Genomic DNA, 7,028 nt, shown 5'->3' on the forward strand with positions numbered 1-7,028 from the left:
AACTGAAGAAAGCATTGCATTCCGGGAGCGTCCATATATGTTACCTCGCGCCCGACCCGGTAGCCGCAAGGGATAAGCCGAGGGTACCGCGAAGCGGCGATTTTGTTCGCCAGAGCCCGGGGGTGCAGGGGGCGGCGGCGATTGGCCGCCCCCTGCGCGCTCCTTGCGCCAGTCACTTTATATGGCATGACTCATAAAAGGAGCGCAACAAGAACTGGATCTCACAAACGCATTAAGTAAATACCAATCACTCTTTCGGTTTAAACCGCAGCAACCGGTTGGCGTTACTCACTACGGTAATCGACGAGAGTGCCATTGCTGCCCCGGCTACTACCGGGTTAAGCAGTGTTCCCGTGAACGGCCACAAAATACCGGCGGCGACCGGAATACCAATGCTGTTGTAGATAAACGCACCGAGCAGGTTCTGCTTCATGTTGCGCAGCGTTGCGCGGGAAATTGCGAGCGCATCCGCAACACCCATCAGGCTATGGCGCATCAGGGTAATCGCCGCGGTTTCAATGGCAACATCACTGCCGCCACCCATAGCAATACCGACATCCGCCTGAGCCAGCGCTGGCGCGTCGTTAATGCCGTCGCCCACCATTGCCACCTGACGTCCTTCACTTTGCAGACGTTTGATCGCTTCGGCTTTACCGTCTGGCAGCACGCCGGCTATCACCTCATCAATCCCTGCTTCTTTGGCGATCGCATTGGCGGTGGTGGGGTTATCCCCGGTTAGCATCACCAGACGATATCCCGCTTTATGCAGACGTTGCAGCGCCGCCACGCTATCACTACGCAATGGATCGCGTACAGCCAGCAAGGCCACCGCTTTCCCGTCAACCGCCAGCAGCACAGGCGTTGCCCCTTGCGATGCCTGAGCTGAAATATCTGCTTCAATCGCTTTAGTATCGACTTGCTGGTCATTTAACAACGCCTGATTACCCAGCAATAACGCATGACCTTCTGCTTCACCGCTCACGCCCAGCCCACGCAATGTACGGAAGCTGTTGACCTGCGGCAGCTGCATATCGCCTGCTTTATCGAGGATCGCCCGTGCCAGCGGATGGCTGGAACCTTGTTCCAGTGCCGCCGCCAGACGCAGCGCCTGCGCTTCGTCAACATCAGCAAATGTTTTCACCGCGACAACCTGCGGTTTACCTTCCGTCAGCGTCCCGGTTTTATCGAATACTACGGTATCGAGCGTACTGGCGCGCTGCAGCGCGTCGGCGTCCCGCACCAGCACGCCAAATTCAGCCGCACGCCCGACGCCGGAAATAATCGACATTGGCGTTGCCAGCCCCAGCGCACACGGGCAGGCGATAATCAGTACCGTAGTGGCAATCACCAGGGTATAAACAATTTGCGGTGCCGGACCAAAGAAGTACCAGATTGCCGCACTGACCAGCGCAATCACCACCACTACCGGCACAAATACGGCAGAGATTTTATCCGCCAACTGGCCGATTTCCGGTTTACTGCTCTGGGCCTGGCGCACCATACGAATGATCCGTGACAGCGTAGTATGGCTGCCAACCGCACTGGCACGAAACAGCACGCTACCGTCCTGCACCACGGTACCGGCATGAACGCTATCGCCTTCGCCTTTTTGCTGTGGGATAGGTTCGCCCGTCAGCATTGCTTCATCCAGCCACGCTTCGCCCTGGGTAATTTCACCATCTACCGGTACACGATCGCCGGTCGTCAGGCGTAGTAACATACCAGGCTGAACATCTGCCAGCGGCACGCTTTTTTCACCTTCGTCAGTGACCAGGCGCGCCGTCGGCGGGGTTAAATCGAGTAATTTCTCCAGCGCCTTTGAAGAACGCTGACGTGCGCGCGCTTCCAGCATATGACCGAGATTAATCAGACCGATAATCATCGCACTGGCTTCGTAATAAAGATGTCGCGCTTCCATCGGGAACCACTGCGGCCACAGGTTGACGCTCATTGAATAGAGCCACGCCACGCCAGTACCCAGCGCCACGAGCGTATCCATTGTCGCCGCACCGTTCAGCAGGCTTTTCCATGCGCTACGGTAAAAATGCCCGCCGGCGAAAACCATTACCGCCAGCGTTATCAGGCCGATAACTAACCACAGACTGCGGTTGTCGGCGGTGACCATCATGTTATCGCCGATCATCCCCCAGACCATCACCGGGATACCTACCGCCAGAGCGACAATTGCCTGCCAGCGGAAGCGCTTCATGGTAGCGACGGCGGTTTCCTGCTGGCGCTCGCGGCGTTTAGCGTCATCTTCAATCGCTTCCGCGCCGTAGCCCGCTTTTTCCACCGCCTGCACTAAATCTTGTGGGGAGGCACTGCCCATCACCAGCGCAGTACGCTCCGCCAGGTTTACCCGTGCCTGAGTGACGCCCGGTACGCTTTGCAGCGCATTTTGTACGCGGGTAACACAGCTGGCGCAGCTCATGCCGCTCAGCAGCAACTGCTGGCTGTCATCGTCATCGGCGTTTGCTGCCGGAAGCGCCTCAGAAACCGCTGTCAGTGCTTCCGACGGGATTGATGACTCCGCCAGCGGTTTAGCCTTTGGGTGGCTTACAGATGCGTCATAACCCGCTTGTTTGATGGTTTCGATCAGCTGTTCTGCACTGGCAGTACCGGTAACGTGTGCTTCAGTGATAGACACATCCGCCTGCTCAACGTCCGGGCGCTGTTCGAGACTTTCTTTCACGCGTTTAACGCAGTGACCGCAGGACAGGCCGTCCAGGGTCAGGTCGATAGTTTGTGACATAACGTACTCCTTTAAAACAGTGTTGACTGACTGTGTTAAAGGTTAAACCTTCCAGCAAGGGGAAGGTCAAGAAATTAATAAACCAGGCGGGTAAAAGTCCGTAAAGATTAAAAAATCGGCTCAATTTGCATCAGGATTAGACATTTATCTCTTTGTTTTCCTGTAGTTAAGTCGCGGGTGCTAAGTTAAATCAGGATGCCTGAAAATCGGCACCGGGGTGAGGAATCCCCTCCCGCATCTATAAAAAGGAGTTAACAAAAGATGTTAGATGCAAACACATTACAGCAGGCAGTGGATCAGGCTTACACCCAATTTCACTCACTTAACGGCGGACAAAATGCCGATTACATTCCCTTTCTGGCGAATGTGCCCAGTCAACTGGCGGCAGTGGCTATCGTGACCTGCGATGGTAAAGTCTTTAGCGCGGGTGACAGTGATTACCGCTTTGCGCTGGAATCCATCTCAAAAGTCTGTACGTTAGCCCTCGCGTTAGAAGATGTCGGCCCGCAGGCGGTACAGGACAAAGTTGGCGCTGACCCGACCGGATTGCCCTTTAACTCGGTTATCGCCTTAGAGTTGCATGGCGGCAAACCGCTTTCGCCACTGGTAAATGCTGGCGCTATTGCCACCACCAGCCTGATTAACGCTGAAAATGCCGAACAACGCTGGCAGCGAATTTTACATATCCAACAACAACTGGCTGGTGAGCAGGTAGCGCTCTCTGATGAAGTCAACCAGTCGGAACAAACGACCAACTTCCATAACCGGGCCATTGCCTGGCTGCTGTACTCCGCCGGATATCTCTATTGTGATGCAATGGAAGCCTGTGACGTGTACACCCGTCAGTGCTCCACGCTCATCAATACTATTGAACTGGCAACGCTTGGCGCGACGCTGGCGGCGGGCGGAGTGAATCCGCTGACGCATAAACGCGTTCTTCAGGCCGACAATGTGCCGTACATTCTGGCCGAAATGATGATGGAAGGGCTGTATGGTCGCTCCGGTGACTGGGCGTATCGCGTTGGTTTACCGGGCAAAAGCGGTGTAGGTGGCGGTATTCTGGCGGTCGTTCCTGGCGTTATGGGAATTGCCGCGTTTTCACCACCACTGGACGAAGAAGGCAACAGTGTTCGCGGTCAAAAAATGGTGGCATCGGTCGCTAAGCAACTCGGCTATAACGTGTTTAAGGGCTGATCATGATGAACACGGAAGGTAATAACGGTAACAAACCCCTCGGTCTATGGAACGTCGTTTCCATCGGCATTGGGGCAATGGTGGGGGCGGGGATCTTCGCGCTGCTGGGGCAGGCTGCGTTGCTTATGGAAGCCTCGACCTGGGTCGCCTTTGCTTTTGGTGGTATTGTGGCGATGTTTTCTGGTTATGCCTATGCGCGTCTGGGGGCGAGCTATCCCAGCAATGGCGGTATTATCGACTTCTTTCGTCGCGGATTAGGCAACGGCGTCTTTTCGCTGGCGCTCTCGTTACTGTACCTGTTGACGCTGGCGGTGAGCATCGCCATGGTCGCCCGTGCTTTTGGCGCTTATGCCGTGCAGTTTTTGCATGAAGGCAGCCAGGAGGAGCACCTTATTCTGCTCTACGCGTTGGGGATCATTGCGGTGATGACGCTATTCAACTCTTTAAGCAACCATGCGGTAGGACGGCTGGAAGTGATCCTCGTCGGCATTAAAATGATGATCCTGTTATTGCTGATTATTGCCGGTGTCTGGTCGCTACAACCGGCGCATATTTCCGTCTCTGCGCCTCCCAGCTCCGGTGCGTTCTTCTCCTGTATCGGGATAACCTTCCTTGCCTATGCGGGCTTTGGCATGATGGCGAACGCGGCGGATAAAGTGAAAGATCCGGCGGTCATTATGCCACGGGCGTTTCTGGTGGCGATTGGCGTTACCACACTGCTTTACATCGCGCTGGCGCTGGTACTGCTTAGCGATGTATCGGCATTAGAGTTAGAAAAATATGCCGATACCGCCGTAGCGCAGGCCGCTTCTCCGCTGCTCGGGCATGTGGGTTATGTGATCGTTGTCATCGGTGCTTTACTGGCGACGGCGTCAGCCATCAACGCGAACCTGTTCGCCGTGTTTAACATCATGGACAACATGGGAAGCGAACGCGAACTGCCGAAGCTAATGAATAAATCTCTGTGGCGGCAGAGTACCTGGGGCAACATCATCGTCGTGGTGTTGATTATGCTGATGACGGCGGCGCTAAATTTAGGCTCACTCGCCAGCGTTGCCAGTGCCACCTTTTTGATCTGCTACCTGGCGGTGTTTGTGGTGGCGATGCGCCTGCGTCATGATATTCACGCCTCGTTGCCGATTCTTATCGTTGGTACGTTGGTTATGTTGTTGGTGATCGTTGGCTTTATCTACAGCCTGTGGTCCCAGGGCAGTCGTGCGCTGATATGGATTATTGGCGCACTCTTACTCAGCCTTATTGTGGCAATGGTCATGAAGCGCAATAAAGCCGTATAAAACCTCTCTGCGCGCAGTACTTTCTGTACTGCGCCTTTGTCTTTAATTCAAATTTCTTTTCTTATTCCTTTAATAAATAAGTCACAAAAAAATGATATATACGCGATAAATCTGTGATGCTAATCACTTATTGCTGTGGATTATTCTTAATGCGTATGATGGTAATCTAAAAGTCGTAGTGTATTCTAAATAAATAACGTATAAGCTTTTTAACTGCATTTCTTTTCCAATCTCAATGTTCGACAAAAGAGGTGCACAAGTTATTACCCTTCTTAATAAAATGAGACTGGTTATAAAAACTAGTTAAAATAATGACCTGGAAGGAAGTGACTTATCTATGGCGCGATTCCAGTTTAAAAACCGTAAAAATAATGGACTTATTTTTTTAATAAGTTTTATGGTGATGGGAGAAGCTACAATTGCTGCACCGCTGCCACAATGGGCGAACGCCCCAGCGGTAACGCCAGTTGCCCGATTATCTTTACAGGAAAGTATATTACGCGCCTTTGCGCGAAATCCCGACGTCACTCAACAGGCGGCGCAGATAGGTATTGGCGAAGCGCAAATTGATGAAGCCAAAAGTGCCTGGTATCCGCACGTTGGATTAACCGGCAACGCGGGGCCGTCACGGCAAACGGACTCCAGCGGCAGGCTTGATAACAACGTTTCGTATGGCATAACCCTGACACAGCTGGTGTATGACTTCGGTAAAACAGATAACGATATCAAACTGCAAACCGCCGCTCGTGACAGCTACCGCTTTAAATTGATGGCAACTTTAACCGATGTTGCCGAAAAAACGGCGACTGCCTATATGGAGGTCAGTCGTTATCAGGCGTTGTGCGATGCGGCTCAACGCAATATCCACTCGCTGGAAAACGTCTACAACATGGCGGCGCTGCGCGCTAACGCTGGTCTGAACTCATCGTCAGATGAATTGCAGGCCCAGACGCGTATAGCGGGAATGCGCTCGACGCTGGAGCAATATCAGGCGCAGATGGCGAGCGCCAAAGCGCAACTGGCGGTGCTCACTGGCGTCCAACCGGAGGCGATAGCCGCGCCACCTGCTGAATTAGCCGAGCAGCCGGTATCGTTGAAAAATATTGATTACCAGTCCATCCCGCTGGTGCTTGCGGCAGAAAACTTACGCCAGTCTGCCCAGTACGGCGTGGAGAAAACCAAATCGCAATACTGGCCGACGCTCAGTATTCAGGGCGGCAAAACGCGCTACCAGACCAGCGACCGCTCGTACTGGGACGACCAGTTACAACTAAACGTTAACGCGCCGCTGTATCAGGGCGGCGCGGTTTCTGCCCAGGTGCAACAGGCCGAAGGGCAACAAAAAATCTCTGCCTCGCAGGTCGAACAGGCAAAACTGGATGTGCTGCAACGAGCGTCTGTGGCATATGCGAACTGGACCGGCGCACGGGGTCGCGAAGAAGCCGGTTTAGCACAATCCGAAAGTGCGCACAAAACGCGAGATGTGTACCAAAATGAATATAAATTGGGCAAACGCAGCCTGAATGATCTATTAACCGTCGAGCAAGATGTCTTTCAGGCGCAATCGGCTGAAATAAATGCCAATTATGATGGCTGGGTCGCCGCAGTGAATTATGCCGCTGCGGTTAATAACCTTATTCCATTAGCGGGAATTAAACAGGGCTTATACAACGACTTACCCGACTTGAAATAATCCTGCCATTATTAATATCAGGTATGCATCGTTGTTAAGTGATTACCTTTGTCTTATTTAGATAAATGGACTCGCTAAGGATATGCGCCATTTA

Annotated in this window: 4 protein-coding genes; 3 read left to right on the forward strand and 1 reads right to left on the reverse strand. The window is 53.1% G+C overall.

The window, feature by feature from the left end:
- Positions 1-247: 247 nt before the first annotated feature.
- Positions 248-2,752 carry a copper-exporting P-type ATPase CopA gene (gene copA, locus ATB02_RS17510; protein ID WP_105271974.1) on the reverse strand — a complete coding sequence of 835 codons (2,505 nt, stop codon included), beginning with the start codon at positions 2,750-2,752 and terminating at the stop codon, positions 248-250.
- Positions 2,753-3,013: 261 nt separating this feature from the next.
- Here copA and glsA point away from each other — a divergent pair, with 261 nt between their 5' ends.
- The 3 genes from glsA to ATB02_RS17525 all read left to right on the forward strand — a co-directional run bounded on the left by glsA (position 3,014) and on the right by ATB02_RS17525 (position 6,934).
- A complete protein-coding gene (gene glsA / locus ATB02_RS17515) occupies positions 3,014-3,946 on the forward strand; it encodes a glutaminase A (RefSeq protein ID WP_105271975.1) in 933 nt (310 codons plus the stop codon).
- A 2-nt stretch (positions 3,947-3,948) separates the two neighbouring features.
- Positions 3,949-5,241 (forward strand): APC family permease, encoded by a 1,293-nt coding sequence (locus ATB02_RS17520; RefSeq protein WP_000982158.1) that lies wholly within the window; start codon positions 3,949-3,951, stop codon positions 5,239-5,241.
- Positions 5,242-5,578: 337 nt separating this feature from the next.
- The gene (locus tag ATB02_RS17525; protein ID WP_105271976.1) at positions 5,579-6,934 is read left to right on the forward strand and encodes a TolC family outer membrane protein; all 1,356 of its coding nucleotides are present in this window, start codon (positions 5,579-5,581) and stop codon (positions 6,932-6,934) included.
- The last annotated feature ends 94 nt before the right edge of the window (positions 6,935-7,028 follow it).

This window comes from Escherichia sp. MOD1-EC5189, from assembly GCF_002966045.1.
Taxonomy (GTDB): domain Bacteria; phylum Pseudomonadota; class Gammaproteobacteria; order Enterobacterales; family Enterobacteriaceae; genus Escherichia; species Escherichia coli_F.